Below are 26390 nucleotides of genomic sequence, written 5' to 3' on the forward strand. Positions count from 1 at the left end.
TCCATAGTTTCTAGTAACCATTATGGGATTATTTACCGAAAATATTCCAAGATACATAAAAAAAAGCACTGTTCACAAAGCGAACAGTGCTTTTTTCTATAGATTCATGACAATTCAATATTTAAATGCTTCAAACAATTATATCTTTCTAATTCCCATGAATTATTTTTACGCAGCAGAATCGTCAATGAAGTATTTTGCAAGAATTCGACATGCTCCATTTGTAGTCCTCTAAGCACTTGTACAATGAATCCGCCATGGGAGATTAATAGCAGTCTCTCAATCGGATATTGAAGAACTAGCTCGCCTTCCAATTGTGACCAGCGTGCAAACAGCTCGGCATCTGTTTCTTGCCCCAGATTTTGCAGCTTCCAATCAGCGCCCCAGCGCTCTTCCCGCTCCGCTACCGTGGTTCCTTCAACTTGCCCATATTTACGTTCACGCAACCTAGCGTCCGTTCCAAGAAATGGAATACCGGACAATTTAGAGACAATTTGACCAGTCTCCTCTGCCCTTCTCAAATCACTTGTGATAATCCCAGTCCACTGTTCATTGGCTAATCGGAGTCCTAGCTGTTTGGCCTGCTCTCGCCCCTCTTGCGTTAATTCTGTATCCAGCTGCCCTTGCAGCTTCCCCAATCGATTCCACTCTGTACTTCCATGTCGAATAAATCCAATCGTAGTCATGACTACCCTCCATGTGTCTATAGTAAAAGAAAAATGCTCCTTTCGGAGCATCATACTTTAGTTCTAGATAACCAATTCATAATTAACATCGTACTAACTAAGCCTAGAATTGAGATGACTAGCAAATAATGTGGATACGAGTTGATCGGTCCTACATGAAAACGCAACGGCTCCATGAAGCTTGGATTCAAGCTCGCTACTGCATCCACCATTTTGTGACCGTTCATGGACTCTACTCCGCTTGATTTTAATACTTGCGGAGCTTCCAGATCAAATAGCGTATTGTCTGCTGATGCAATTGAGGACTGGGGAGAACCCTCATAGACGATGGCAAATAAAAAGCTAAACATAAATAAAGCTAAACAAAAAGCAATGACTGCCGTCAAATTTCTCCGGAATTTATAGGAGATTGCATACATACGTTCAGGTATGGGAATACGCCACGATTCATTTTCGTAAATCCGATTCATTACTTTATCTGAAACCATAGGCTCATAATCAGGGAGATCTCTGGATAAGTCTACAGAACGAATCAAGAGCATACTTTCCTCCCATATTTGAAACTCCTCAGCGCATTTCGGACAAGATGCAATATGCTTATCCACCGCGAGACGCCTCAGGTCATCATTCGGCAAATCCCAATAAACCCCAAATAATTCCTGAATGTCACTACACTTCATCGCTCTTTCATCCCTTCGACTCTTCGAATATCGACTCATTGAAATAAGGGTCTAATTGCAACTTAACTGATGCTCTGGCTCTAAATAATAATGACTTCACCGAACTAACCGTTTGCCCCAAAATATTGGCGATTTCTTGATAATCCATTTGGTCATATTCGCGCAAAATCAACGCTGATCTTTGCTTTTCTGGTAAGCTATTAATCGCATTACGAACCATAGATACTTTCTCGTTCCGCAGCATAGCTTGTTCAGGCATCGCATCGTAGGAAGCATGCGGTGTTAGTCCGCTTTGTTCCAAGGAAACTTGAACACTTTTATTTTTTCGCAGCTCACTCAAAACCGTATTGCGAGCGATCGTGTACAACCACGTTGAGAAGGAAGCCTCGATTTCTCGAAATGAGTGCAGACTGCGATAAGCTTTATAAAATGTTTCATTACAGAGATCTTCAGCCATCACTTCCATCTGCGTACTCTTCAGCATATGGAAAATAAATGCAAGGATTTTACGCTCGTAACGACGCATAAGCTCGTTATAAAGCTGAACATTTCCATCCTTGATTTCTCTGATCAATTGGGAATCGGTCATTACGTGGCGACCCTCCTCGCGATTCCGGGTACCACTCCGACTGCTCATACATGTTGTACTGCAGCTAGAGTGAAAAGTTGCGTTTTGTATGTAAACGAATTAGTAACTTTCTATGTAAAAGAAGTTAGTCTATAAACTTTCTTGATTCATCACAGAATTCCTGCTCAATTCGACAAATATTTGTTAAATCCACCTTTTGAATTGCCATTTGAAGGAGAAATAACTCAGATTTTCCGCCGAAAATACTCCACTGTCAGTTACAAACAACAACGCGTCTTTTCCATTATATAATAAATTCAGGAAAATATGGTGCTTTGGACAAAAAAAAACCGCCAAATCGGCGGTTGCACTTATGGTGCCATTATCGGATAGGAGTGGAGAGAAACCATACTGTACTTTTATTATATGTATACGGTTTCATTTTGTCAACAATTTTTTGAAAACGTTTACCAACATAAAAAAAGCCCATTATGAAATGGGCTGTAATTGATGGCGTAAAGATTGTTTAATAAGAGAATGAACTGTATTCCCTTGCACATAAGGAACCCCCGTATTGATACGCGGAACTTGCATGGGATCTGTATGACTCGTTGTCAGACCTGTTTTGGTTGTAAAGCCAAGTTGCACGCCATTTTGTTTCAGTAATTCAATCGTTTGACTATCAAAGCTACCAAACGGATACGCATATGCGTCAACTGCTTCAGAAGCATTTAATTCTTTAAGCTTTCGGATGCAAGTTCTTGTGTCAGTTACAATCCTTTGTTTAAACTGCTCCTCCGTCTCTACAAGCTTATCTTTCACTAATTTATTTGTAAGCATCGGCTTCCCATCCTGCATGGCATGCAGCGAGTCCGAGTGGCTTTGAAACTCAATGTTCGGATCTTCAGTTCTCATCTTTACAATTTCTTCCCTGGATAAAGAAGGAAGAAGCAGGCTGCGCAATGGGTCCTCTAAATCTTTGGTAATGACAAAATTCACTGCAGGCACTTCCATCTTCTTTAAGATTGGATAAGCATTCGTATAGAAGCTTCTATATCCATCATCGAAAGTAATTAAGACCGCATTGTCAGGCACATCCCTTTTATTCAATAAGAATTGTCTAAATTGATCTAGAGTAATAAAATTATAGCCTCTTCGATCCAAAGCCGCTAATTGATCTTCGAAAACCTTGGTTGTAATCGTCACTCCGCCTTGCTGGTGATCATCGATGTGGTGGTAGACAAGCACTGACACTTCTTTGGAATAAAACACTTCATTCTCACGAATAGAAAAGGGAAAAAAGTTGACAAAAATAATTAAAATAAGTAAAGCAGGTTTCCATATTGCTCGCATCATCAAGTTCGCCCCACCATAATAGTAATATGTATATAACAGCAGATGTCATTATAGCATAAGATTTTTTTTTTGAGAATCACAATCACTTAACAATAAAAAGAGCTGACCGCTTCTTCTTTTTTAAAGAAAAAAAGGAAGCGACCAGCTCTTTTAGTCAATCTTTTCATTCTATACATGAATGGCATACTCTTGTTTAAGCAGCTCAGAGGCACGATCTGCATCTTCCTGATTCCGGAAAGAAAGCCGTAACACACCTGGAACATCCTCGCGGCTCTCAATGATCTGAATATTACTCAAATTAATTTTTCCATTACCAAGTAAAGTTGTAATTTGACCGATAATCCCAGGATGATCGGGAATATCGACATAAATATCATATAGAGAAGTAATCATGCCTTTTCTACGCTCTGGAAGTTGACTACGGAATTCACCTGCGATTCGGAATTGCTCCGCTATTCCTTCGCCGTCACCGCTTTCCAGCAATTCAATAAAGCGTGAAATCTCCAGATTCCAATCCTTGATCAATCGAAGCAATACTTCACGATTATTCACAAGAATATCTCGCCAAATCATCGGCTCACTGGAAGCAATTCTCGTAATGTCTCTGAAACCGCCCGCGGCCAAATTCTGATAAAGCGGGTTTGTAGCATTATAGCCCCTTACCTGATTAACCAACGCTACGGCTATAATATGTGGTAAATGACTGATAGCGCCTACGATATCATCGTGCTCGCGAGCTCCTACTTGTACAATTTGAGCCTTCGTAGACTTGAGCAAAGAAGCTAATCGGTCTACTTCCACTTGCGGAGTTCCACTTGCGGGTGTGAGAACGTAAAAAGCATTCTCGAACAAATGAGATGATGCGGCCTCCACCCCATGTCTCTCTGAACCAGCCATCGGATGGCCGCCAATGAAATGAACTCCCTCAATATTTATAGAAGCTGCGCTCTCGGTAATAGATCCCTTGGTGCTCCCCACATCTGTAATGATGCAGCCTTGCTTCAAAGGAAGCTCTGCTAGCTGCCTCAGATAAGCATCAAGCATGCCTACGGGTACACAGAGGAAAATATAATCTGCTCCCTCTACCGCTTCTCTCATAGACGTCGTAGCCACATCTACGACATTGCGCTTAAGCAGCTTTTCTACAGACTTAGGATTAGGTGAATGGCCGACAACTGTATATTCTGGTTTACCTTTATAGCATAGAGCAAGTGATCCACCGATCAGCCCTACGCCAAATATCGCTATTTTCATCATGAAATCAACCTTTTATCCTTTAAATTAGGCTACACCTGAACAGGAACGTCAGCAAGCACTTTCGTCAGGGCTGTAATGAACTTTTCATTTTGTTCTTGGCTGCCGATTGTAACACGGATAGACGTCGGGAAATCAAGCAAGTGACCACCACGGACAATAATGCCGTTGCGAAGCAATCCATCAAATACAGCGCCAGCTGGACGGCCAACATCCACCATAATGAAGTTTCCATGAGCCGGAAATGCTTGAAGATCCAGTAACTCAAACTGCTTTGTCAAGTAAAGCAAGCCCGCGGTATTAGCTTCCCTGCAGCTCTTAATAAAATCTTGATCTTTAATGGCCGCCAAGGCCGCTGCTTGCGCAAACCGGGTCGTATTAAAAGGCTCTCTCACCTGGTTAATTGAGCGAATCACATCTGGATGCCCAACACCGTATCCAATTCGAAGCGAAGCTAAGCCATAAATCTTGGAGAATGTACGAAGCGCAATCACATTCTGATATTGCCCAATCAGCTCGATACTATCTGGAAATTCATCCGTTGTGTTGTATTCACAATAAGCTTCATCCAGGACGACAAGCACATGTGGCGGAACCTGAGCTAGAAATGCTTTGATCTCGGCATCTGTATTCATCGTACCTGTCGGATTGTTCGGATTGCAAATCCAGACGATTTTGGTGCGATCGGTAATGGCAGCAAGCATCCCTTCCAAATCATGCGTTCCATCTTTCAGTGGAACCTCAATGGATACAGCACCTTCGATCTGACAATTGTGCTTATATTGTGGAAAAGTATGGGTTGCCATGACAGTCTCGTCACCTTGTACTAGAAATGCTCTAGCAAGCATAAGAATAACTTCGTCTGATCCCGCGCCAAAAATGATTTGGTTCGTTTCCACACCTAGATACTCCGCTACAGCTTCGGTTAACTGTACTGCGCCTCCGTCTGGGTACAAGCTGATGTTAGATAGCTCGGCTTCAATGGCCTCTCTCGCTTTTGGCGAGCTGCCAAATGGATTCTCGTTGGAAGCAAGCTTGATTACTTCTGTTAATCCCAGTTCTCGTTTTACTTCTTCAATAGGCTTACCCGGTTGATAAACCGGCAAATGTACAATGGTTTGTTTCGGTTGCATACTGGTCACCTCATCAAAAATATTCGAACTCTTCAACATGAAAGAAAAGGATTTATGACATAAAATTTATTCTACCTTATCACAAAGTAGTTTCCAACTTATCAATTCCTTCTAGTTCATAGTGTAACGCTTTAAAGCTTAACAGTAAATAGTAAATGCGAATAATGTCCCAATGATTAAAACTGATATCGTAAAAAAAAAGCCCTCCTATCATTCATAGGAACAACCAAATGGTTATCCGATGCTGATTTCAGGAGGGCGTTTTGTCGTTCCATTTAACGTTTTAATTGAGAAACAAAATTATAAACTTCCAGAAGTCCTTCTGGATGCTTGCTATCTGCTTGCAGATGATGAAGAACATCCTCGATCTTACGAACAATAGCGCTGCCTACAACGACACCGTCGCATTGATTCTCGAATCTTTGTACCTGCTCGCGACTAGAGATACCGAAGCCTACGACAATAGGAACGCTTGCCGCTTCTCTTACTGTAGCCAAGAACTCATCGATGCCGCCAAAGAACTCCGAGCGAACACCCGTTACACCAAGCGACGAAACGCAATATACGAAGCCCTTAGCGCCCGCTGCAATCCTTTTGACACGCTCATTGGATGTAGGTGCAACAAGCGGGATGAGGTGAATGCCAAACCTTTCTGCCATGGCTTTGGTCTCGCTATCTTCTTCAAGAGGCAGATCTGGAATAATAATCCCGCTAATCTCCTTATCCTGCATGAGCTTAAACATTCGTTCAAGACCAAGTTGAAGAACCGGATTATAATAAGTAAACAAAATAAATGGCAGCTCAGAGCCTCTTAGACGCGCTTTACTAGCAACTTCAATTACATCAAAAATCGAAATATTGCGCTGCAAAGCACGCTCGGAGGATCGTTGAATCACAGGACCATCCGCAAGCGGATCCGAGTACGGAACACCTAGTTCAATAAGGTCTGCACCCGCACGCTCCATTTCTAAAATGAGCTCAATCGATGCTTCTACGGATGGATCACCAATTGTCAAAAAGGGAATTAAAGCAGTTTCCCCACGCTCTTTCAATTCTGCAAATCGTTGATCGATACGGTTCATTGTCTAATCCCTCCCTATGCCGAGATAGTCAATAATAGCGTCCACGTCTTTATCTCCACGTCCAGACAAGTTAACAATAATAATTTGATCTTTGGACATTGTAGGAGCAATTTTCACTGTCTCTGCAATCGCATGCGCGCTTTCCAATGCTGGAATAATGCCTTCAGTTCGACTCAGAAGCTGAAGCGCATCCAACGCTTCCTGATCTGTAATCGGAACGTATTTGGCACGTTCAATATCTTTCAAATAGGCATGCTCAGGTCCAATTCCCGGATAGTCTAGTCCAGCAGAAATCGAATGTGCCGGCTGCACTTGACCGTATTCATCCTGCAACAAATAGCTCATTGAGCCCTGAAACACACCTGGCGTTCCCTTCGTCATCGTAGCAGCATGCTCCTCTGTTTCAACACCTTTGCCTGCAGCTTCAACGCCAATCAATTTCACACTCGTATCGTCAACGAACGGGTAGAAAATTCCTATTGCGTTACTGCCTCCGCCAACGCATGCAATAACGACATCTGGCAATCTGCCCTCTGATTCCAATATTTGTTCCCTTGATTCATCACCAATCACACGTTGGAAGTCTCTTACCATCATCGGGTAAGGATGTGGCCCTGTAACCGAGCCAAGGATATAATAAGTATCCTCAACATTGCTAACCCAATAACGAAGCGTCTCGTTACACGCATCCTTCAAAGTACGAGTGCCTGAAGTAACAGGGATAACCTCTGAACCTAGGAGCTTCATTCGAAATACGTTAAGCGCTTGACGCTTCGTATCTTCCTCTCCCATAAACACTTTGCATTCGAAGCCTAGTAACGCAGCAACCGTAGCTGAGGCGACGCCATGCTGTCCTGCTCCCGTCTCGGCAATCACTTTCTTCTTACCCATGCGTTTTGCAAGAACTGCTTGTCCGATGGTGTTATTAATTTTGTGTGCACCTGTATGATTTAAGTCTTCACGTTTTAGATAGATTTTGGCGCCACCAAGCTTCTCCGTCAAACGCTCGGCATAATAAAGCGGGGTAGGTCGCCCTGAGTATTGTTTTTGCAAATACCGAACTTCTGCAATGAAGTCTGGATCATCTTTATATTTTGCATAGGCTTCTTCAAGCTCGATAAGTGCGTTCATTAGCGTTTCTGGTACATAACGGCCGCCGAATTTGCCAAATCTGCCGTGTTGGTCTGGTACTTGCGTCATTTCCGGGTCACCCTTTCAACAAATGAGATAATTTTCGCTATATCCTTCACGCCATCGGTTTCTACTCCACTCGAAACATCTACGCCATCTGGCCCATAAACATCCACTAACTGATGCACATTTTCAGGCTGAAGGCCGCCTGCTACAAGTAACTGAATCCCCGCTGCACGAGCCCATTCCTGATAGACAGGGATGCAGTCCCAGGCAAATGTTTTCCCAGAGCCGCCCCCATATACCGGATCAAATGTATCAAGAAGAATAGCATCTACCGTTCCCAGGTAAGGATCTAACTGGGCAGCAACAGATTGCGCCGTTGGAATCGTGTCTGACGATTTGGAAATAGATACGGATTTGAATACCTTGACTTTAAAATGCTCGCGAACCCACTGACAGAAAGCCGGCGTTTCCTTACTATGTAATTGAACGACATCAAGCGGAGCTACCGCAAGAATGTCTTCCAATTGCTCCTCGCTCGGATTGACGAACACCCCAACAGTCAGTGGGACAGAAACACCTTGCTTAGCTTCATTATTCAAATAAGCAATCAATTCTCCTGCTTTTTCCGGCGTGAGCTGACGCTTGCTAGGCGCAAAAACGAAACCGATATGAGCTATCGGTAAATGTAGGATCGATCTTAACACTTCAACAGATTGTAGTCCACAAATTTTTACCGTCGGAACGGTTTGCACACCCATGTGAGTCGCCTCTCTCCTAAAAGCTAGGTTGTTATTCATTTCGAGCACCCATTAAGTCATACACAGCTTCTTCAACGACAGGCTGACGCATAAAGTGTTCGCCAATCAGCACAGCTTGAGAACCGATTTGTTGTAAATAACCCATATCTTGTACGGATGAAATTCCACTCTCGCTGACTACTGTTTTCCCAGTAGGCATGTATTGGATGAGTTCTTCTGTCGTATGCAAATCCGTAACAAACGTTTTTAAATTTCGATTATTAATCCCGATCAACTGCGTATCCAGTTCCAACGATCGTTCTAGCTCTTCGCGATCATGCACTTCAACTAACGCATCAAGACCCAGATCATTTGCCAAAGCAAGGAATTGCTTCATCTGAGGCGTAGTCAAAATCGCAGCGATTAGCAAAATGGCATCAGCGCCAATCAAACGCGCTTCATAGATTTGCTTTACATCAATCGTAAAGTCTTTACGTAAGAGTGGAACATGAACCGCTTTTCGTACGGCGCTTAAGTAATCGTTACTCCCTTGGAAATATTGCACATCTGTCAATACAGAGATACAGTCAGCTCCAGCTCGCTCATACGACTTCGCCAATTGCACAGGATCAAAATCTGCACGAATCAACCCTTTGGAAGGAGAAGCTTTCTTCACCTCTGCAATGAGACCCATCGTACGGTTTTTCCGAGCGGTCAACGCTTGCTGAAAACCTAAGCATGGAGGGAGCTCAGCAATCCGTTTCTCCACATCTTTTATTGAAAATCCACTCATGGCTTCCACTTCCGCTAGCTTCGTTGCTACGATTTTATCAAGAAACATGGCTTAATTCTCCCGTAAATTGGATTAGATCGTTCAATTTTTGCTCTGCACGCCCAGAATCAATGACGTCTGCGGCAAGCTTAATGCCCTGCTGTAAGGATCCTACTTCTCCCGTCACATAGAAACAAGCAGCCGCATTAGCCAGTACAATATCTCTGTAAGGTCCTTTATCACCTGCAAATATATGGCGGATCAACTCCGCATTAAAGCTTGCATCCCCACCGGCAACATCCTTAATGCTATGCGCGCGTAAGCCGAGATCATCTGGCGTAACCATATAAGTGCTAATCTTATCTACTTTCAACTCCGTAACCTTAGTAGGCGCTGAAATACTAAATTCGTCCAGTCCATCCTCGCTAGCTACAACCAAAGCTCGTTTCAATCCCAATGCTTGGAGTGCTTGTGCAATCAGTTCTGTCTTAGAACTATCAAAGACACCTAGCACCTGGCGGTCTGCTCCAGCTGGATTCGTTAGCGGCCCAAGTAAGTTGAAGACCGTTCGAATCCCCAACTCACGACGGGGAGCCGCCACATGTTTCATGGATTGATGGTAGGCCTGAGCAAACATGAAACAAATACCTACTTTGTCTAAACATTGTGCCGCTTGCTCGCCATTTAGCGTAATATTCACGCCAAGCGCTTCAAGTACATCTGCGCTGCCGCTCTTACTGGACATCGCGCGATTCCCGTGCTTGGCAACACGAATCCCCCCTGCTGCTGCCACGATCGCCGCTGTTGTCGAGATATTAAACGTTTCGGCGCCATCGCCGCCTGTACCGCAGGTATCCAGCAGGTTCGCCTGCTGAACGTGCACTTGAACGGCCTTATTGCGCATCGTCTCCGCGAAGCCCGTAATTTCCTCCAGCGTCTCACCCTTAATTCGCAGTGCCGTTAATAGACTGCCGATCTGAGCTGGAGTCGCGGCGCCTTCCATAATAGCCGACATGATGCCTCGTGCTTCCTCTCGGCTCAAATGGCCGCCGTTGACGATTTTGCCGATTGCTTGTTGGACTGACATTTGTTGACTCATTGCTTTCCATCCTCCCTCTCTCCGCCGCTTAAGAGTTTACATAGTAATCTTTATTTATGTCGCTTACGGGTCTTGGCTCAGGACTGAACATAGCCTCTGCCATACGAATTGATTTCAATAACGCTGTTGCTTTATTAACAGTCTCTTGATACTCGCTCTCCGGTACCGAATCCCACACAATGCCTGCCCCAGCTTGCACATAGGCTTTGCCATGCTTAAAAATTATCGTCCGAATCGTTATGCATGAATCGAGATTCCCTGAAAAACCCAGATAACCAATTGCTCCTGCATAAGCGCCGCGCGACTCAACCTCAAGCTCTGCAATGATTTCCATCGCTCTTAGTTTTGGAGCTCCAGATACTGTTCCTGCTGGCATACAGGATAGAAAAGCATCGAAAAAATCTTTATTTTCAGCTATCTTCCCTGACACATTTGAAACAATATGCATGACATGCGAGTAACGCTCAATATCCATAAAGGTATCGCATTTCACCGATCCGAATTCAGATACACGCCCAATATCATTACGTCCTAAGTCTACAAGCATCAAATGCTCTGCGCGTTCTTTCTCGTCCGCAAGAAGCTCTTTTTCATAGGCTAGATCTTCCTCAGGCGTTTTGCCTCGGGGGCGAGTTCCTGCAATCGGTCTCGTCTCGACCTTCTCCTCCTCTACCCTTACCAAAAGTTCAGGAGAAGTGCCCACAATGATTTCATCATCCATTTTCAGCACATACATGTAGGGAGATGGGTTCATGGTGCGTAATACGCGATACACATGCAGCGGCGACACATTCGTTTCGATTTCAAAGCGCTGTGAAAGAACGACTTGGAAAATATCGCCTGCGCGAATGTACTCTTTCGCCTTTTCGACATTCGAAATATATGTTTCTTTCGTAATGTTCGAACGCACTTCACCAAGGGCAGGTTCCAAAACAATCGGATTGTGTGTCATTGTATCCAAACTGAGAGGCCGTTTGATTTTCTCAATGGTCGCGTCAATTTTCTCACATGTAGTTTGATACGCTTTGACAATATCCGCTTCAGTTGCAGAAGGAGGCACATGAACGTTCGAAATCACTTTAATTTGTTGTTTGAAATGATCGAACACGATGACTTGATCGCAAAACATAAACTGTATGTCATTCATTTGCAAATCGTCAATTTGATGAGCTGGCAGTTTCTCGTAATATTGTAATAAGTCATATCCGAAAAACCCTACGGCTCCCCCAGTAAACCGAGGTAAGTCAGCGAGCTGCGGACTCGTATAGGAACGAAGATAAGCTTTCAACACGTCTACCGGCTTCTCCTCGGTAACGGTAGTCTCCTTTTCCGTCTGGACCTCAGTCTTCCCGTGCTTCGCCTTAATCATGAGGAAAGGATCGCTGCCGATAAAGGAATATCTGGCCCACTTCACACCGCCTTCCACACTTTCCAGTAAAAATGCTCTTGGTTCTTGATATAAATGTTGAAAAATGCGAATTGGTGTTTCTGTATCGGCCAATAAATTACGAACAACAGGAATTAAATTATAATTTTTAGCTAGTCGGATAACTTCTTGAATTTCAGGTGTGTACATGGTCAATATCCCCTCTCAGCTATTAAGCTCCTATCGATTAAGGTGCCCAATGCTCTACTCCATCTCACGATTGCGAAACAAAGTTGTCCTATACATGCAAAAAAACCTCTACCGGAGTAGAGGTTTAACTTTAGTTATTGTAGGAGAAAAAGAAAGATATGAAAAAGAAGTCAAAACAATTTGTATGATTAAACGAACGCACTCCACCTAGGAAGGCGTACATTCATAAACATCCATAACAAAACGTTTGTACCTTTTCTCTGCTCATCTCAACTTTGCTCTACTCGACTAAACTCTGCTCTACTTACTCATCTATCCTCACTATACTACCGTCTTTATGAATTTGTCAATTTAACAATGTCTGGGCGCAGCGCTTTAGCTTCCTTCAGATAAACATGGTTGATCTCATCTTGTTTTTTGTTTGTATTGACTTGTACCATCAGACGGATGCATTTAGGCAAGGAATTCTCCACGGGAACTTCCAATGAACACATGAGAGGCACTAATTCCCAACTGGTCATCGTGCGAATCGCTCGAGCTGGAAACGTAGCCGTAATATCTCCAGTTACTGTAATGAATACGGAACAAATATCTTCTGGTCGAAAATCATTCGCATCCACAATCGCTCGCAGTAGCTCCCCTGTAGCGGTTAAAATTTCCTGTTCCTCGTTGTGCTCAACCGTTGTTGCACCGCGAATTCCCCTTACGAACATAAACTAACTCTCCCCTTTTAAAAGATCCACAATTTGTCTAACCTGATCTACTGTTGTGTCCTTACGAATTTCGACCTTGCCGATTTCCATCGGGATCACAAACACCATCGTGCCTTCTTTAAACTTCTTATCGTGCATCATGGCTTTCATGATCTTATCCGTATCCAAATGAGAGGGAATGCTGATTGGCAGCCCGTATTTTAGAAAAATACGTTTAGTGACTGTATAAATTTCCTCTGAATAGCCGAACTGTTGAGCCAGCTTAGCAGCACCCACCATGCCGATGGCAATCGCTTCTCCGTGAAGCAGTTCGCCATAGCCAGCAACCGCTTCTAAAGCATGACCAATCGTATGACCAAGGTTGAGAATCGCACGAAGGTCGTTTTCGCGCTCATCTTGAGAAACAACGATGGACTTTACTTTACATCCTATGTATAAGGCATAACTTAGCGATTCTGGATCTAGTGCAAGTAATCTCTCCGCGTTATCATCACACCATTGCGTGAATTCGGCGTCCCAGATCAGCCCATGCTTGATCACTTCTGACAAGCCTGCTTTCACTTGGCGGGGAGGTAGGGTCAATAGTGTGTCAATATCAAATAGGACAAGCTCCGGTTGGTGAAAGGCACCGATGATGTTCTTCGCCATCGGATGATTCACAGCTACCTTCCCTCCGACACTGCTATCGTGGGCGAGAATGGTTGTCGGGATTTGCACGAAGCGAATCCCGCGCATGAAGCTCGCCGCAGCGAAGCCAGCGAGATCGCCAACCACACCCCCTCCCAAGGCGACGATCGCTGAACTGCGATCGAGTCCTGCCTGGAGGGCGACTGTCACGATTTCCTCAAGCTGTGCGAGGGATTTGCTTGTTTCCCCTGCTGGCACAACGCAGGACGTAGCGGTGAAACCGCCCTTCTGGAGCAGCGTTAAGACACGCTCCAAATGAAGTGGGGCCACCGTGTCATCGGTGATGACAAGCAACGGTGATTTACGGCTTAGTTTGTGCTGTTCGAAAAGACCAGCGATGTTGTTCAGAATGCCTTGACCAATATAAATAGGATAAGAGCGTTCCCCCAAATCGACGGTAAGTTCTCTCATCTTAGTAGTTCTCCACTTGGGCTAAGAAGCTGTTCAAATTCGCACGGATTTCCTCGATCGAGTCACCGCCGAATTTGTCCAAAAATGCATTGGCTACTTCCCACGCAATAACGTTTTCCATAATAACGCCCGCAGCCGGAACCGCACACGTATCCGAACGCTCGACTTGAGCTGTAAAAACTTCTTTTGTATCAATATCAACACTTTGCAGCGGTTTGTATAAAGTAGAAATAGGTTTCATAACTCCGCGCACAACAATTTGTTCGCCAGTCGTCATACCACCTTCGAACCCGCCAGCACGATTAGTCGCACGACGGAACCCACCTTCTTGCGTGTATAGAATTTCATCATGTACATTAGATCCTCTGCGCTCTGCTGCTTCGAAGCCAATCCCGAATTCAACACCTTTGAATGCTTGAATGGATAACACCGCTTGCGCGATTTTACCATCTAATTTACGATCCCATTGTACATGGCTGCCAAGGCCAACCGGTACGCCTTCAATGATAACTTCTACGATACCGCCTAATGTATCGCCATCTTCTTTAGCTGCGTCAATAGCTGCTATCATTTTAGCTTCAGCCTCTTTATCAACCACACGTACGGGAGACTCTTCCGTAATCCGAACAAGATCGTCGAGAGGGAGCTCTTGACGCTGCGCTTCAACGTCGCCGATACGAATAACTTGTCCTGCGACTTTAATCCCAAACTCCGCCAAAAATTGACGAGCCACAGCACCTGTTGCAACACGCATCGTCGTTTCGCGAGCACTTGAACGTTCCAAAATGTTCCGCAAATCTTTTTGGTTATATTTAAGACCGCCGTTCAAATCTGCATGCCCAGGACGAGGTCGATTCACGCGACGTTTGCCTTCGTTATCCTCTTCAACCGACTCAATTCCCATTACGGTTGTCCAATGCTTCCAGTCGTTGTTAACAACGACAAGTGCAATCGGAGCTCCCGTTGTTTTACCATGGCGAACACCACCTACAATGTTAGCCGTATCTTTCTCAATCTGCATGCGACGACCGCGGCCGTAGCCTTTTTGACGTCTATGTAATTGAAAGTTCAGATCTTCAAAGTTAAGGGTTACATTACTCGGGAACCCTTCAATTATTGCAGTGAGCTGCGGGCCGTGCGTTTCACCTGCCGTTAAATATCTCACAATCCGTTACCCCCTTCTCCTATTTCCACAATTGCTGATTTATAGAACACTTTAGCGCTTTGACGCGCGATTATCTTTTGTCATTATAGTATAGGTACTCAGGTTTGGCAACTGCGCGCACGCAAAAACACGCTTCGCCTATGAGGTTTGACCCTCACAGCATAAGCGTGTTAACAACCTGTCCGAATTGTTTTCTAGCCGTGTATAGGTAGCTTCTGTACCACTCTTGGACTTTCAGCCATTAGCGGATCATTCATCAATCCCATAATCTGCATCGAATCTACACCCAAAATTTGTGCGCATTCTTGGATCGTAATCATACCTCTGCGATAAGCGGTTATCACTTTTCGTTTATCCATATGCACCCTCCTAAGACCTGATCTATATATCTTAGTATTGGAAAATATGGAAGATATTATACTCCCTTTTTACGATAAAAGAACGTATCTGCTGGTTCCAAGTCATATTGCCCTGGAGAGAAAATTTGTTCAGTAGAACCAACAAACAATAAACCGCCTGGCTTCAAGGCTTTCGAGAACTTTTGATACAAGACATGTTTGGCTTCCTCAGTAAAATAAATAATAACATTACGACAGACAATTAGATCAAATCCCGTATCAAACGTATCAACAAGCAAGTTCTGCTTTTGGAATTTAATCGATCGCTTAAGCTCATCCGAAATATGATACATGACTTGATCCTGTCGAAAATACTTCTTCGTGTATTTTTCGGGCACATCTCGCAATGAACGATCCAGGTATACTCCTTTGCGAGCTTTCTCCAACGCACCGTCATCGATATCGGTTGCTTGTAGATGCGCTTCGTTAAGAGCTCCTTGCTCAGCTAGGATCATGGCTAACGTGTATGGCTCCTCCCCGGTCGAACAGGCAGCGCTCCACACTTTCAAACGACGATTTTTACGCAGCATTTCAGGAATAAACCGTTGCTCAACCAGTTCCCAACGATTCGGGTTGCGCCAAAACTCAGACACGTTGATTGTCATACGATCCAAAAACTCATAGAAAAGCTCTTTGTCCTTCATCATCGCTTCAAAAAAAGCGACAAACGAGTTGTATCCTCTCTTCATTCGAAGTGTCGTAAGCCGACGCTTCATTTGAGCTTCTTTATAAAGTGCTAGATCAATAGACGTATAATCTTTAACTTTTTTTATAAACAGTAAAAAATCTTGATCTTCCATGGTATACACCCACCTTAGCATTTGCTGATTCAACTAATTCTGTATGTGCATGCCAATTTCCTTCAAAAAACGACAATATTTGCATCCATCTAACAGAAAAGCCCGCAACATAAAGATTGCAGGCTTTTAACACATTTAAGATAGCCATTTTCTATAGGGAACTAGACCCACTGTTGAATCACTTTACTGTATTCAAAAAGCTCATCTGGCTTGAAAAAATTGCGAATCTCGCGTTCAGCGCTTGCGGGAGAATCTGAACCATGAATTAGATTCAAGTTCGTATGTACAGCAAAATCTCCACGTATCGTTCCAGGAGCTGCTTCCAGAGAATTCGTCTTGCCGATCATCGTACGAGACAAAGCAATGACTTGCTCTCCTTGCCATACCATAGCAAAAACCGGACCCGATGTAATAAACGTTACTAATCTTTCAAAAAAATCCTTACCGATATGTTCCTCATAGTGCAGCTCAGCTTGCTCTCTTGTTATAACAGTTAATTTACTGCCAATAAGCTGAAAACCCTTTTGCTCAAAACGTTTAACGATTTCTCCGATTAGCCCGCGTTGCACACCATCTGGTTTTACCATCAAAAATGTTTTTTCCATGTATGGACCCGCCTCCCTTAACGATGTTGTTTGAACAACTTATGTATGTACGTCTATTTTACACTTCTTGGGAGCATTTCTCAAATCCAAGGCTTAGTTTTAATAGGAGCGATTGCCGATGAAATGCGCAACTTCGATCAAATCCTTACGCGCTTGTATGCTCGGGAGCTTATCTAGTGATGCAATGGCTTTATCAATGTATTTCTGTGATAGCGTTTCCGCTCTATCAATACCCTCACTGCTTCGGATCATGTCCAAGAACTTGCTTACATCGGTTTGACCATCAAGCTTCTGGATGCGGTCCAGTTCAAACAAAATGCGTGGTTTCAGCGTTGAATTTTGCATGGCGAACAACACTGGGATTGTAATATTCCCTTGTTTCACATCACTGCCTGGTGGCTTTCCAATTTGCTTCTCTGTCCCAATTAAATCCAAAATGTCATCACGAATTTGAAAAGCCATGCCTACATTATAGCCAAACGCGTATAATTTGTTACTCATCCAATCTGGTGCATTGGCAGCCATAGCGCCTATCTGGCAGGAAACTGCGATGAGTAGAGCCGTTTTACGTCTAATTCTTAACAAATAGTCGCGAATCGTTTGTTCCGAATCGAAAAAGAAGCGGATTTGTTCCATTTCGCCAATTGACATCTCGACAATCGCTTTTGACATAATTTGATGAACCGCAGGCTTCTGAATTTGCGTAATGACTCCAAGCGCTTTTGCAAATATATAATCGCCTGTGAACATAGCAATCTTATTGTCCCACTTGGAACGAACCGTCAACTGGCCGCGGCGCGTGTTTGCGTCATCGATCACATCATCATGCACGAGTGATGCCATATGAATGAGCTCGAGCGGAACCGCAACATGTTTCATGGTTTGAAGCTGGTAATCACCGAACTCTCCCGAAAGTAAGACAAAAACAGGACGGATCCGTTTCCCTCCCGCTTTTAACAAGTGCAGCGATGTTTCTCTCAACATCGCATGATCGGAGTACACACATTCTTCAAGTTCCTTCTCAATCGCCGCGATATCCTTTTTTTTCCTTGTATAAATATCCAATAAACTTCTCATTCAGTCACCCGTGCTATTTTATTCTCTGACCATATCCCGATCGTTGCCGGTTTAGGCAGGAAACCTAGCTCATAGCAATATTTATAATACGTTTGAAGACCTTCCCATTGCTCGGATCCAAAATCATAACATAACGTATTAAAATAATTTTCCCAGTAAGATTTCGTCCCGCCCACCTTTTGTTGAGCTTCTTCAATCATCTCTGCCGGCTGCTGATGTGCTTTATGCTTGCTCTTCACGAATGCCTCAAACACTTGCGCAACCAGTTCAGGATACTTCTCTACAGTCGCTTTCCGAATCGCCCACACGGCAAATGACATCCATTGACCGGTCCATTTCGCCCATTCTTGCCCAAGATCAGTAATCATATACTTTGAATTGCGCCAGCTCTCCTTAATCGCATCATCACCGATTAACAATGCACCATCCGCATGTTGGATCATTTCGTCCAAATTCGGCTGTGCAAATGAATAAGTTGGTTTCCCGTTATAAAACTTTTCCAAAATAATTTTGAGCAGGTTGACAGAGCTTGCAGATGTAGTTGGCAATACAATGTGCCCATTCGCAATCTCACGCAGCGGCTTCTCATGAAACAGAAGAATTGAATTCACTTCTCCAAACGCGCTGACAGATAAATCCGGGTATAACACGTAGTGTTCAAATGATTCTCCATAAGCAAATGAGGAGATCGGACCCATATCAATTTCGCCGGCTGCCATCGCCCGATTCAGTGAGCTCGGCACCTGTTCAATGATTTCCAAATCTCCTGCCTTAATAAGCTCAGGGAAATAGTAATAGATAGGCCAGACATTCGTGTAATTGATTCTGCCGATACGTATTTTAGGGTCTTGGTTGCTCATTGTTCTCTCCCCATCTTCGGTACAAGGAATGCTCAATCTCCATGCTGTCCAGCGCTTTACCCACCAAGAAATCAACCATTTCCTCGATTGAGTTAGGTCGATTATAAAATGCAGGCATTGCAGGAAGCATCCTTACGCCCATCTTTGATAAGGTGAGCATGTTTTCTAAATGTATAGCATGTAAAGGCGTTTCCCTCGGCACCAGAATTAATTTTCTTCCTTCTTTGAGCATCACATCTGCTGTACGCTCTAGCAAATTATCGGATGAACCGCGTGCAATCCCCGATAGCGTTCCCATTGAGCAAGGAATGACAATCATTCCTTTCGTACGAAAAGATCCGCTTGCGACGGATGCTCCAATATCCGCAATCGGATGATACTCATACGTGCCTTTATAGCTGCCGAATTGCTCCTGCAGCGTTTCTTTTCGTCGACTTCCTATCCAATCCAATTCATCATGCAAAACTCTCCAGCCAGCCTCAGTAATGATAAGGTGCACATCATAACCTTGTTGAAGCAACACTTGGCATAACCTGACGCCATAAATCGCTCCGCTAGCCCCCGTAAGCCCTACCACCCAGTTGCCACTCATGAATGCTGCCTCACAAATACGTCAAGTAATGTAAACACGAATACGACTAAACTTAAAACACCATTCATTGTAAAGAATGCAGCATTCACCTTAGACAAATCATTCGGTGAAACAAGGCGGTGTTCTTTGTACAAAAGGAAATAAGCAATAACAAGTCCGACTAAATAAAACCAGCTTAGATGCGTCATAAAAAACAAAGTAATCAAACCGACTGCGGTTAAAGCATGAAGCACGCGAGCTGTCATCAGAGCTGCCTTAATGCCAAAACGGCTTGGCAACGAATATAAACCTTCTTTACGGTCAAATTCCGTATCTTGACATGCATAGATAAGATCAAATCCTGAACTCCAACATACGACTGTAAGATAGAAAACAATAGAGGACCATGTGAACTGACCTGTTACGGCAATCCATCCACCCAAAGGCGCAAGTCCTAGTGTCAAGCCCAACACAAAGTGGCAAGCCCACGTAAATCTTTTCGTATAGGAATAAATAACAAGAAAAAACACTGCGATAGGCAGCAGTTTCATGGATAGTGAGCTTAAATTGGATGTAGCCCAGAACAACAAAGCAAAAGAGAGAATAATATAAATAAATACCTGTTTAATTGATATTAATCCTGCAGGAATCGCTCTATTCACTGTCCGCGGATTTTTTTTATCTATTGCTTTATCAATCACGCGATTTAAGGACATCGCGGCTGTTCTCGCACCGACCATGGCTAAAGTAATCCATAAAATTTGCATCCACGTGGGCAAGTGCCCGTTTAATACGACTGAACCCAGAATAGCTCCCATGAAGGCAAATGGTAATGCAAACACACTGTGCTCGAACTTAATCATTTCTAAAAATATTTTCAATTTAGTAAACATAACATGATTACACTCCTGATTTCATTTTCCCTTTGATCCCCATATGCAACGCTGCGATACCACCTGTCAGTGGATAAGCATTAACTTCTTCTAAACCTTGTTTGGCAAAAATTGCAGCGAGCTGCTTATGATCTGGGAAATGGATTAATGATTCTGGCAGCCACTTGTACTGCTCATAGCGCTTTACGATTAGCTTGCCTAATAAAGGCAGTACCTTTTGGAAATAAAAATAATAAATGGATTTGAACGGCTGCCATGTCGGTTTAGAAAGTTCTAGAGACACAACTAAGCCTCCTGGTTTAACGACACGCTGCATTTCTCGGATTACTTGCTCTAAATCAGGCACATTACGAAGTGCGAATCCGATTGTTGCATAATCAAATGTGTTGTCGTCAAACGGAAGACTCATTGCATTTCCACGTATTAATTGAATCTGCTTGTCCAAATGAAGCTGTTTAATTTTCTGAGCCCCATAGTCCAGCATGTTTTGGCTAAAATCAAGTCCGACCATTTCCCCATGGCCGCTTGCCTGAGCCAGACTGATCGTCCAGTCGCAGGTTCCGCAGCAAATATCAATCGCTGTATCCCCGGGTTGTACATTCATCTTTTTCATCGTAAACTTACGCCATGCTTTGTGTCTTCGAAAGCTTAAAATACTGTTCATGAGATCGTATTTGGGAGCGATACTTTCAAAGACAGAATGAACGAATTCTTCTTTTGATTTCGTTTTTGTCGTGTTCATCTGTAATCACCTCATATTTCTTCAAGCAATTTAGGCCTCTTCGCAGAGAATCGCAAGAATGGTTCGCCAATGTGAAACAGTTCACTTATTAGCTTATCCGAATCTAGCTGCTTAACTTTCACGTGAAGCTGTTTAATCTGATCATCGAGCATCTGATATAACTGAGAGGAAATGTTATATTTATGTATCAATGCACGAACTTTCATTGGGTCTGCTTCTTCTGCTTGAAGCTGCTTACGCTCTTCCTTGGTTCCATTCTGAACGATATGCCAGTAGCCCCAGCTTTCACGGAAATGGACCGTTGACTCCACGCGAAATATTTCTTCAAAAATAACTTCGCACTTCGTGAAACTTCTCAGTACTTCAGGCCATGCTTGATCATATACATTGGCCATACTCTCTGAAAAAGACAAAAACAGCTGAGATTTCATCTCCACCATTTGGTGGATGTAATCTTCTGCCGTCATTTTCAACTGTTTCATTTTCGTATATACATTCATTTTGAGACGATTGACTTCGCATATCGCACTAGACAGTTGCTTGATCATCTCAATTTGCCCTGCTTGTGAGAGTAAATGATAAAACCGAGAACTAAAATAATCTCCTGCAAGCACCTTTAATTGTCTAGAACGAGCCGCGCGTTTCTCTTTCACCTCGTTGGATGCCGCCACCATATCGTGTGTATCGAGCGCTAATTGAACTAATGAAGTCGCTAAGGTGAGTAGCTCGCTTGAAGCACTAAGCTTCGTATTTCCGTTCAAGAAAGCGAAGAGCAGCCGTGTGCGGAGTTCCGGAAAGTCAGGCAAGTCCGTGTGAATTTGGATCATATCATACTCCGTGTACTGCTTAGCGATCTCTGGGATCCGATAAGAATTCATGCAAAAGCCTCCGTAACCATGTGCCAAATATCAGTTGTGCTTCTATCCAAGTAATTATAGCATAACCCGCTTTGAGAAGCACAATTAATTATAAGGGATAGCGTTGCTGCCATCTAGACGTATAAGTGATGTGAAATCGATTTTGCAGTTGCTGCTCTAGCTGAATTAAGCTGAGCCCATTAGCACTTGTCTCCATATCTTTCCCATGTTCTCGATCTGCAACCATCGCTAACACGAGCTGAGCCGAGGACTGATCTTTGGCACCCGAGTAATCCAAAATGCGAACCCATACTTGATTGACATTATTGGTTTTGGAGGTCATTATCTGCGCAATCGTATACAAATCCCGATATACAGCTGCAGAGTCCGCATTTTTGGGCAAGCTCAAATCTAGCGACAGCCGACTATTTGTTAATTCAACTTTGCGAATCCGCAGCTGAATCGGAACCTGTACAAGCAGATCAACCAAATTCCGGTCCGTCAGTTGCGCCGTTCGCTTGCTTGACCACGTGTCTAACAAACTAGTGCCAACGGAATGATCCAACTTAGGAAGCAAAGACAAACAAACGGCCACCGCAATGGATAATCCAGCCGTAATCATCATACGTACCGACCATTTCATTGTACAAGGCACCTCCTGAGCGTTTTGCTTGGGCAAAACTGCTTCGTAAGCATGAGCACGTTTAAACAAGCTCATATATCATTGTACAATGAAAAAAAGCAGGCTATGCCTGCCTGAAAAAATTATTCCTCTGTATCGATTGTACCGAACTTCGTCATGATAAGCGCTTTACCTCTTACTTTTACTGCGGAGGTATGATCTGTGAACTGCGCGATCATTACTTCACCCTTGTCCAGCTTTTCCGTATGATGAAAACGAGTGTCTTGGCCGCGTGTTAAACCAATGACATGGACACCGTTATCTTTGGCTTTAATAACAAAATACTCATTCCCATTGGTGGTATTTCCGTTACTATTGCTTTTGTTGTTTTCCAATTTTCATTCCTCCGTTCATACCATACTTTTAATCTACCTAATGATGCTAAAAAAGCAGCAAGAAGTCAACCCAACTGCGTTTTAAGCACTCATCTCTTTTGATGAAGAAGGAGCTCCTTTACGATAAAAAAGCTTAAATTTAGCTGGCAGTACTTTATTTGAGGCCGTACGAATTAAAAAATCAGACAACTTAACTGTTCCATAAGCAAATAACATACCTGCAAACACATCAATTACCCAATGAATTTGCAAATACAGCGTGGAGAAAATAATTGCCGCACAATAAGTAACCATCATCGATTTGAAGATGCGATCTTTCTCACGTAAAGCTAGCAAAAGCATCGCAAACGAAATCGACGTATGCATGCTCGGAAAGCAGTTCATTGTGGCAACCAAGACCGAGTTTTCATCTGTAAAAACACGCTGCAATAAATCCGGCTGTTTGTTTACATACCAAACTTCATGAAGCAAGATTAGATTGTAAAAAGGTAAAATAAGCGGAAATTGCAGCATATGGCCTGATAATGCGTAAGAAATCATTTTTTTAATACTGCGTGTCCAGAAGCTGCGAACAATACAAATCCACAAGGAAAGAACAAAACCGTAATTATAAATCCAAACCATAGCCTTATCCAAAGAAGGCGTCGCGATCCATCGAGCCCATCCACCAGTGTTAAGCGGAATTGCATTCATGTAACTATCCCAATTCCAGGGATGGCGGTTATTCTCAAACATCCAATTGGCGATTTTCCACCAAAAACTATTTCCTGAACCATAAAAGTAATAAAATACGCCAAGTAACGGAAGGCCAAAAAGGAAAAATCGTCTCCAATCGACGTCGATTTGATCTTTGCGTACGCCCAGTAAACAGATTAGCAGTAATACCCAACATTCTTTACTCCAACTTCCAACTGTACCTATGCGCCAGATTAAATAAATAGAGGCAATGATGCCATACATGGTCCAATCCTGGGCTTTGATCAGCTCATTTAGCTTCAATTTGTTCAATACCGTTCCCCCTAATGTTTCTCTATAAAGCTAGCGTCCAGCAGGTAAAGGGTTTCTGCAAAAGAAAAAGACATCGGCTTGACGATGTCTTTCCCATGGTCGGAGTAACACGATTTGAACGTGCGACCTCACCCACCCCAAGGGTGCGCGCTACCAGGCTGCGCCATACCCCGTAAAAAAACCGCTCTGCTCCGCTCCAGTCCTACGTTCTTGCCGACCGCCTCTTAGCCGATGCCAACAAATTATATCACGTAGCCACGCACCCCTGCAATACTAAATCAGCACTCTTGCACCGCCACAATCATCCTATACAAAAGCCAATGGAGGAAAATCTCACGTCCGGTTTGATGAAGGAGCGTTGGAAAATTACGCTTTGTTTCCATTAACAAATAAAGCCGTAACTGCAATATGCAGCCACGGCTTTATTCTTGTTATTTACGTACATTCGTATGTAAAACTAGCAATTATTGAATTCCGTCTTTAAGCGCTTTACCCGGTTTAAACGCTGGGATTTTGCTTGCAGGGATATCAATTTCGTCTCCAGTCTGTGGATTACGTCCTTTACGAGCGGAACGTTCACGAACTTCGAAATTACCGAATCCTACAAGTTGTACTTTATCTCCGCTTTGCAATGCTTCAGAAATCGCCTCAAAAACAGCATCAACTGCTTTTGTTGCATCTTTCTTGGAAAGCTCAGAGGTTTCTGCAACCTTATTAATCAATTCAGATTTATTCATGCCATTCACCTCCCCCCAGCCATACTGTCTTCCGTTACTTCCTGTTTTCACCGTTTCGTCAGAAAATATACATGAACTTATGAAAAAACGTTGATTTTCTTAGTGAAAAATGACTTCGAAAGCAGACGAATAAATTCATAGTAATACACCCTGAGAGCAATTTCAAGTATAGTTTTCCTTTCTATGTTTGATATTTTGCTATAAATCGACAAAAAACACTCTCTCGAGTGTTTTTTCTCCTAATTCCTTTAAAGAATGATCGCAATAAGACCGCCTGAACCTTCATTGATAATCCGGCCCAATGTTTCTTGCAGCTTGTAGCGTGCGTTATCAGGCATCATAGCAAGCTTGCCCTGAATGCCTTCACGAACTATGGAGTGCAAAGACCTACCGAATATGTCAGACTCCCATATTTTAAGCGGATTATCTTCAAAATCTTGCATCAAGTAGCGGACCAATTCTTCGCTTTGTTTTTCCGTACCGATAATAGGCGAGAATTCCGATTCTACATCCACCCGTATCATGTGAATAGACGGTGCAGTGGCCTTCAGGCGGACACCAAACCTAGAACCTTGACGAATGAGCTCTGGCTCATCTAAAGCCATCTCCGCCAGTGTTGGAGGCGCTATGCCGTAGCCTGTTGTTTTCACCATCTCTAGCGCTTCTGCGAATTGATCATATTCCCGCTTAGCATGAGTGAAATCCTGCATCAGCTGAAGCAAATGATCCTTGCCGCGAATCTCGACGCCGACTACTTCCATGAGAATGCGGTCATACAACTCATCAGGCGCGTACAGATCGATCTCAGCGACACCCTGCCCCATGTTCATACCAGCCAGGGCTGCTTTATCAATAAAGTCATATTCGCCAAACTGACTGACTACGCGATCAACATCACGCAGGCGACGAATGTCTTGAACCGTATCTCGAACAGAATTTTCAAATTGACCACGTAACCAATGGTTTTCGTCCAAAACCATGACCCAACTTGGTAGATTCACATTCACTTCGTGAACAGGAAACTCGTAGAGTACCTCACGCAGAACGGAAACCATTTCTTCTTCTCCTGCGCTTGCTACACTCATGGTCACAACCGGAACGTCATACACTCGCTGTAGTTCACTACGCAGTTCAAGCGCTGGCTCGCCGTTAGGCTTTAAAGAGTTAATGATAACTATGAATGGTTTGCCAACTTCTTTCAATTCATTAATGACTCTTTCTTCTGCAAGCACATACGAAGACCGTGGGATATCGGAAATCGTCCCATCGGTCGTCACGACCACCCCAAGTGTTGAATGCTCCTGAATTACTTTTCGCGTTCCAATTTCCGCAGCTTCTTGAAACGGAATCGGTTCATCGAACCATGGGGTATTGATCATGCGTGGTCCGTTCTCGTCTTCATAGCCTTTGGCGCCATCGACTGCATAACCGACACAATCCACAAGGCGAACATTTACGTTCAACCCTTCCGCTACCGAAATTTGAACTGCAGTATTCGGTACGAATTTGGGCTCCGTCGTCATTATCGTGCGGCCAGCAGCGCTCTGCGGGAGTTCATCGGTAGCCCGGATCCTATCCGCTTCGCTTTGAATGTTCGGAAGCACTACAGATTCCACAAAACGTTTGATAAAGGTTGATTTTCCTGTCCGGACCGCTCCGACAACCCCCAGGTAAATGTCCCCTCCCGTTCGTTCTGCAATGTCCTTAAAGATATCCACTTTCTCCAAGAGAATCCCTCCTACAGTTTGGTCGTCAACTGACTCAAATGA

General features: G+C 43.6%; 29 protein-coding genes and 1 tRNA gene. All 30 read right to left on the reverse strand.

The genetic code is table 11. From position 1 onward, the window contains the following. Positions 1–104 precede the first annotated feature (104 nt). The 30 genes from GK047_RS08550 to spoIVA all read right to left on the reverse strand — a co-directional run bounded on the left by GK047_RS08550 (position 105) and on the right by spoIVA (position 26348). The gene (locus tag GK047_RS08550) at positions 105–686 is read right to left on the reverse strand and encodes a histidine phosphatase family protein (protein WP_163944210.1); all 582 of its coding nucleotides are present in this window, start codon (positions 684–686) and stop codon (positions 105–107) included. A 50-nt stretch (positions 687–736) separates the two neighbouring features. After that, the gene (locus GK047_RS08555; RefSeq protein WP_163944213.1) at positions 737–1366 is read right to left on the reverse strand and encodes an anti-sigma factor family protein; all 630 of its coding nucleotides are present in this window, start codon (positions 1364–1366) and stop codon (positions 737–739) included. A 7-nt stretch (positions 1367–1373) separates the two neighbouring features. Next, positions 1374–1955, reverse strand: coding sequence for an RNA polymerase sigma factor (locus GK047_RS08560; protein WP_163944217.1), 582 nt, complete (start codon positions 1953–1955; stop codon positions 1374–1376). 468 nt (positions 1956–2423) lie between these two features. Further along, positions 2424–3290, reverse strand: coding sequence for a polysaccharide deacetylase family protein (locus GK047_RS08565; protein WP_240343860.1), 867 nt, complete (start codon positions 3288–3290; stop codon positions 2424–2426). Positions 3291–3458: 168 nt separating this feature from the next. After that, on the reverse strand, positions 3459–4547 hold the full coding sequence (locus GK047_RS08570) for a prephenate dehydrogenase (protein WP_163944220.1): 1089 nt from the start codon (positions 4545–4547) through the stop codon (positions 3459–3461). Positions 4548–4576: 29 nt separating this feature from the next. After that, positions 4577–5677: a histidinol-phosphate transaminase gene (hisC, locus tag GK047_RS08575; RefSeq protein ID WP_163944223.1), complete on the reverse strand. Its 1101-nt coding sequence runs from the start codon at positions 5675–5677 to the stop codon at positions 4577–4579. A 275-nt stretch (positions 5678–5952) separates the two neighbouring features. Further along, positions 5953–6759 (reverse strand): tryptophan synthase subunit alpha, encoded by an 807-nt coding sequence (gene trpA, locus GK047_RS08580; RefSeq protein WP_163944226.1) that lies wholly within the window; start codon positions 6757–6759, stop codon positions 5953–5955. Positions 6760–6762: 3 nt separating this feature from the next. Next, complete coding sequence (gene trpB, locus GK047_RS08585; RefSeq protein WP_163944229.1) at positions 6763–7959, reverse strand: tryptophan synthase subunit beta; 1197 nt, start codon at positions 7957–7959, stop codon at positions 6763–6765. Further along, entirely contained in the window at positions 7956–8654 is a 699-nt protein-coding gene (locus GK047_RS08590; RefSeq protein ID WP_163944231.1) for a phosphoribosylanthranilate isomerase, read from the reverse strand. The genes trpB and GK047_RS08590 overlap by 4 nt, the downstream gene beginning before the upstream one ends. 31 nt (positions 8655–8685) lie before the next feature. Next, the gene (trpC, locus tag GK047_RS08595; protein WP_163944236.1) at positions 8686–9474 is read right to left on the reverse strand and encodes an indole-3-glycerol phosphate synthase TrpC; all 789 of its coding nucleotides are present in this window, start codon (positions 9472–9474) and stop codon (positions 8686–8688) included. Beyond that, positions 9464–10504, reverse strand: a complete 1041-nt coding sequence (gene trpD / locus GK047_RS08600) for an anthranilate phosphoribosyltransferase (protein WP_163944239.1) — start codon at positions 10502–10504, stop codon at positions 9464–9466. Before trpD ends, trpC begins: the two co-directional genes overlap by 11 nt. A 28-nt stretch (positions 10505–10532) precedes the next feature. Then, the gene (trpE, locus tag GK047_RS08605) at positions 10533–12080 is read right to left on the reverse strand and encodes an anthranilate synthase component I (RefSeq protein ID WP_163944242.1); all 1548 of its coding nucleotides are present in this window, start codon (positions 12078–12080) and stop codon (positions 10533–10535) included. Positions 12081–12415: 335 nt separating this feature from the next. Beyond that, positions 12416–12793 (reverse strand): chorismate mutase, encoded by a 378-nt coding sequence (gene aroH / locus GK047_RS08610; protein ID WP_163944245.1) that lies wholly within the window; start codon positions 12791–12793, stop codon positions 12416–12418. 3 nt (positions 12794–12796) lie between these two features. Beyond that, a complete protein-coding gene (gene aroB, locus GK047_RS08615; protein ID WP_163944248.1) occupies positions 12797–13891 on the reverse strand; it encodes a 3-dehydroquinate synthase in 1095 nt (364 codons plus the stop codon). A gap of 1 nt (position 13892) precedes the next feature. Beyond that, positions 13893–15056, reverse strand: a complete 1164-nt coding sequence (gene aroC / locus GK047_RS08620; protein ID WP_163944252.1) for a chorismate synthase — start codon at positions 15054–15056, stop codon at positions 13893–13895. A 194-nt stretch (positions 15057–15250) separates the two neighbouring features. Then, positions 15251–15415, reverse strand: coding sequence for a hypothetical protein (locus GK047_RS29190; RefSeq protein WP_205516575.1), 165 nt, complete (start codon positions 15413–15415; stop codon positions 15251–15253). A 56-nt stretch (positions 15416–15471) separates the two neighbouring features. Then, a complete protein-coding gene (locus GK047_RS08625) occupies positions 15472–16254 on the reverse strand; it encodes a CheR family methyltransferase (protein WP_163944255.1) in 783 nt (260 codons plus the stop codon). Between the two features lie 161 nt (positions 16255–16415). Beyond that, positions 16416–16859, reverse strand: coding sequence for a nucleoside-diphosphate kinase (gene ndk, locus GK047_RS08630; RefSeq protein WP_163944258.1), 444 nt, complete (start codon positions 16857–16859; stop codon positions 16416–16418). 99 nt (positions 16860–16958) lie between these two features. After that, on the reverse strand, positions 16959–17936 hold the full coding sequence (locus GK047_RS08635; RefSeq protein ID WP_163944261.1) for a polyprenyl synthetase family protein: 978 nt from the start codon (positions 17934–17936) through the stop codon (positions 16959–16961). After that, on the reverse strand, positions 17933–18796 hold the full coding sequence (locus GK047_RS08640) for a menaquinone biosynthesis protein (protein WP_163944264.1): 864 nt from the start codon (positions 18794–18796) through the stop codon (positions 17933–17935). Before GK047_RS08640 ends, GK047_RS08635 begins: the two co-directional genes overlap by 4 nt. Continuing rightward, a complete protein-coding gene (locus tag GK047_RS08645) occupies positions 18777–19388 on the reverse strand; it encodes a UbiX family flavin prenyltransferase (RefSeq protein WP_163944267.1) in 612 nt (203 codons plus the stop codon). The genes GK047_RS08640 and GK047_RS08645 overlap by 20 nt, the downstream gene beginning before the upstream one ends. Then, on the reverse strand, positions 19385–20260 hold the full coding sequence (locus GK047_RS08650; RefSeq protein WP_163944271.1) for a UbiA-like polyprenyltransferase: 876 nt from the start codon (positions 20258–20260) through the stop codon (positions 19385–19387). The genes GK047_RS08645 and GK047_RS08650 overlap by 4 nt, the downstream gene beginning before the upstream one ends. Positions 20261–20267: 7 nt before the next feature. Then, complete coding sequence (locus GK047_RS08655; protein WP_163944273.1) at positions 20268–21002, reverse strand: demethylmenaquinone methyltransferase; 735 nt, start codon at positions 21000–21002, stop codon at positions 20268–20270. An 11-nt stretch (positions 21003–21013) separates the two neighbouring features. Then, complete coding sequence (locus tag GK047_RS08660) at positions 21014–21880, reverse strand: heptaprenyl diphosphate synthase component 1 (protein ID WP_163944276.1); 867 nt, start codon at positions 21878–21880, stop codon at positions 21014–21016. 88 nt (positions 21881–21968) lie between these two features. After that, complete coding sequence (locus GK047_RS08665; RefSeq protein WP_163944279.1) at positions 21969–22502, reverse strand: hypothetical protein; 534 nt, start codon at positions 22500–22502, stop codon at positions 21969–21971. A 122-nt stretch (positions 22503–22624) separates the two neighbouring features. Then, the gene (gene mtrB, locus GK047_RS08670; RefSeq protein ID WP_163944282.1) at positions 22625–22876 is read right to left on the reverse strand and encodes a trp RNA-binding attenuation protein MtrB; all 252 of its coding nucleotides are present in this window, start codon (positions 22874–22876) and stop codon (positions 22625–22627) included. Positions 22877–22957: 81 nt separating this feature from the next. Further along, positions 22958–23884 (reverse strand): phosphatase PAP2 family protein, encoded by a 927-nt coding sequence (locus GK047_RS08675; protein WP_240343861.1) that lies wholly within the window; start codon positions 23882–23884, stop codon positions 22958–22960. Positions 23885–23980: 96 nt separating this feature from the next. After that, positions 23981–24057: transfer RNA gene (locus GK047_RS08680), tRNA-Pro, on the reverse strand. A gap of 291 nt (positions 24058–24348) precedes the next feature. Continuing rightward, positions 24349–24621, reverse strand: a complete 273-nt coding sequence (locus tag GK047_RS08685) for an HU family DNA-binding protein (protein ID WP_163944285.1) — start codon at positions 24619–24621, stop codon at positions 24349–24351. A 248-nt stretch (positions 24622–24869) separates the two neighbouring features. Next, positions 24870–26348, reverse strand: coding sequence for a stage IV sporulation protein A (spoIVA, locus tag GK047_RS08690; RefSeq protein WP_163944288.1), 1479 nt, complete (start codon positions 26346–26348; stop codon positions 24870–24872). Positions 26349–26390 lie beyond the last annotated feature (42 nt).

It is taken from the genome of Paenibacillus sp. SYP-B3998, from assembly GCF_010820665.1.
Lineage (GTDB): Bacteria > Bacillota > Bacilli > Paenibacillales > NBRC-103111 > Paenibacillus_E.